The sequence below is a fragment of the Streptomyces acidicola genome (assembly GCF_009377235.1).
GTDB lineage: Bacteria > Actinomycetota > Actinomycetes > Streptomycetales > Streptomycetaceae > Streptomyces > Streptomyces acidicola.
This window is the reverse complement of record NZ_VMNX01000479.1, coordinates 1-2,221: the sequence shown is the minus strand read 5'-3', so window position 1 is coordinate 2,221 and position 2,221 is coordinate 1. Positions and strand designations below refer to the sequence as shown.

The window sequence follows — 2,221 nt, the reverse complement described above, 5'->3', positions numbered from 1 at the left end:
ACATGGGGTCGCGCGTTTCCTGGTCCAGCCAGTACCACACCGCCCGCACATGCCGGTGTGGTTGTGCCCTCTGCATGGCCCGGGCCATCAGCACATCGTCGGGTGGTCGCAGTAGGACAGTCCGATCGGCGCGGATGCGGGCGGCGAACCGGGCTCGTGCTGTGGCGCCACCGCAGCAGCGGATCACCCAGGTACGGCGGGCGGGCCTGGCTCGCTCCAGCTCGGCCACGGCCCGGTTGAACGCGCGCGCACCCATCGCGTCCTGATCTAGCACGACGTCGCCCGGTGCGCGGTGCTGCTCGACGTGGTGGCTCTTCCCCGCGCAGGGCGGGCCAGCCACCAGGATCACGGTTGCCATGCTCACCACCTGGTCCTTGGTTGCGGGGCGGGATCCGGTTTCGCGCTCGGGTCGCCAGCCTTCTGATTGCACTCGGCGTGCGCAGCCTGCAGGAACCGCGGATCGTCGCCGAACCGCTTCCCCCGGGTGTGGTGGACCTGCAGGGCGCGCGGGTGCGGCTTGCGCAACGTGGGGTTGATGGGCTGGTGGCAGAGCCCGCACACCCAGCGGTCCCGGTCGGCGATCTCCAGGCGCAGCCTGCGCCACCGCCGGGTGCTGCCACCAGCCCACGAATCGCTCATCGCACGCGTTCAAAGACCAGGTACTCATGCCCGAAGTCGGTCGCCGTGCCCGTCTGCCGGTAGCGGTACTGGCCGGCGGTGTCGAGCACCAGGGTGCCGTCCTCGCGGAGGTGCTCGCGGGTGGCGGTCTTGAGTGCTTCCGGGTCCACGGCTATCACGTCGTCGGCGTGGATCACTTCCACTGTTCCGTCCTCGTACCGGCGCACGGTCGCGGTTCCAGGTTCAGGCAACGTCGCTCTCCTCGGTCAACGGATGTTCAGGCCACGCCACGCTGTCCAGCGGGTCACGGTGGCGGGCGAGCGGCACGGCCATGCCGACACGCTGCGCGGCCATCGTGGCGAGCGCCAGCGCGTCCGCGGCGTTGTCGTCGACCAGCTCGACATCCGGCCACATTCGCGCGATCGCGGCCACCACGGCGGCCTTGCTGGCGTTCCCCTTGCCCGCGGCCCAGCGGGCGCGCGCGCTCGGCGAGCACACGGCAAGCGGGACCTGGCGGGCGTGCAGGCGGTTCACGATGCGCCACCACAGCCCGGCTCGGTCCCAGGTGTGCGCGGTCGCGCCGCGGCTGAGTGCTGGCCCCTCGATCACGACGAGGTCCGCGCCCGCGGCCACGGTCTCGACGGCGTGCGTGATCAGCTCCAACCTCATGTCGCGGTCGATCAGGGTGGGGTTCGGCGTGGGCTTCGTGCCGACGACGCGCACGGCCGGGCCGCCCGTGCTGGTGATCGTGGCGAGCCCGGTTCCGGTCAGGGACGGGTCGATCCCGACGACGCGCGTCACCGACCCGCCTCCCATCGGCCACAGACGCAGCTGATCACGTGCTTGTGGACTTGACAGCTGCCGCAGATCTCCGCGCGCTTGGCCTTGATGGCAGGCTGCTGGTCCCAGGTGTGGAAGTTGTGGGCGCGGTGTCGCCCCGTGTGACCAGCGGGTTCGGTGCAGCTCCAGCCCTCGTTGTAGACGCCGCAGGGCTCCGCCGGTCCTTCCGGCTGCGGGCTGGCGGGTAGCGGGTCCCTGTGCTCCGCGGCGGCGTCGCAGCCCGGGCACGAGTCGGTCAGGTTGTAGCCGTGGCCGCAGTCGGTCCGGGACGCGATCTTGCGCCCGGCGCCGGAGATCCAGAACTCCGGGTCCGCGGACACGTCGGCGGCCGTCAGAGGCTCGCCCATCGCGAGCCGGAGCGCGGCGAGTCTGGCGCCGTCGCGCTCGGCCGCAACGTGCGCGAGCCGCTTCGCGGCCGCGGCGATGACGCGGTGGATTGTGTCGCTCACCGCGTTGGCCGGATCGTCGCCGATCGCGGCGAGCAATTCGCTGTGCAGCGCGCGGATGTGCGCGGCCTCGTCCGGCCATTCGCTCTCTGGGCGGTCGGGGAACCCGAGGTGGTCTGTCAGCACCCGCCCGATCGTTTCGGCCATCCGTGCGCTGACGGGAGCGGACATCTGGTCGATCTTGGCGTGCAGCTCGCCGAGCGAGCGTTCCAGGCCGGCCAGGCGGGCCATCTGGTGTGCCTGGAACGGGGTGGTCGGTCGGAAGTCGAGCGGGTCGTTCCCGAAGTCGTCGCGGTCGTTCTCACCTGTCTCTTATA

At 71.2% G+C, this 2,221-nt stretch carries 5 protein-coding genes; all 5 read right to left on the bottom strand.

Translation table 11 applies throughout. The annotated features are described in order from the left end of the window. Positions 1-358, bottom strand: a 358-nt coding sequence (locus FPZ41_RS47710; RefSeq protein WP_194236464.1) for an AAA family ATPase, incomplete at its 3' end; no start/stop codon positions are given. 2 nt (positions 359-360) lie between these two features. Further along, positions 361-639 carry a hypothetical protein gene (locus tag FPZ41_RS47705; protein WP_191249497.1) on the bottom strand — a complete coding sequence of 93 codons (279 nt, stop codon included), beginning with the start codon at positions 637-639 and terminating at the stop codon, positions 361-363. Continuing rightward, positions 636-869: a hypothetical protein gene (locus tag FPZ41_RS46165; protein WP_152870845.1), complete on the bottom strand. Its 234-nt coding sequence runs from the start codon at positions 867-869 to the stop codon at positions 636-638. The genes FPZ41_RS47705 and FPZ41_RS46165 overlap by 4 nt, the downstream gene beginning before the upstream one ends. Continuing rightward, positions 862-1,419, bottom strand: a complete 558-nt coding sequence (locus FPZ41_RS46160; protein ID WP_152870844.1) for a RuvC family protein — start codon at positions 1,417-1,419, stop codon at positions 862-864. Before FPZ41_RS46160 ends, FPZ41_RS46165 begins: the two co-directional genes overlap by 8 nt. After that, positions 1,416-2,135: a hypothetical protein gene (locus tag FPZ41_RS46155; protein WP_152870842.1), complete on the bottom strand. Its 720-nt coding sequence runs from the start codon at positions 2,133-2,135 to the stop codon at positions 1,416-1,418. Before FPZ41_RS46155 ends, FPZ41_RS46160 begins: the two co-directional genes overlap by 4 nt. Positions 2,136-2,221 lie beyond the last annotated feature (86 nt).

Excerpts from the sequence above, each read along its gene's own strand:
- FPZ41_RS47705 (WP_191249497.1), bottom strand. The coding sequence starts at position 639 with ATGAGCGATTCGTGGGCTGGTGGCAGCACCCGGCGGTGGCGCAGGCTG.
- FPZ41_RS46155 (WP_152870842.1), bottom strand. The coding sequence starts at position 2,135 with ATGGCCCGCCTGGCCGGCCTGGAACGCTCGCTCGGCGAGCTGCACGCC.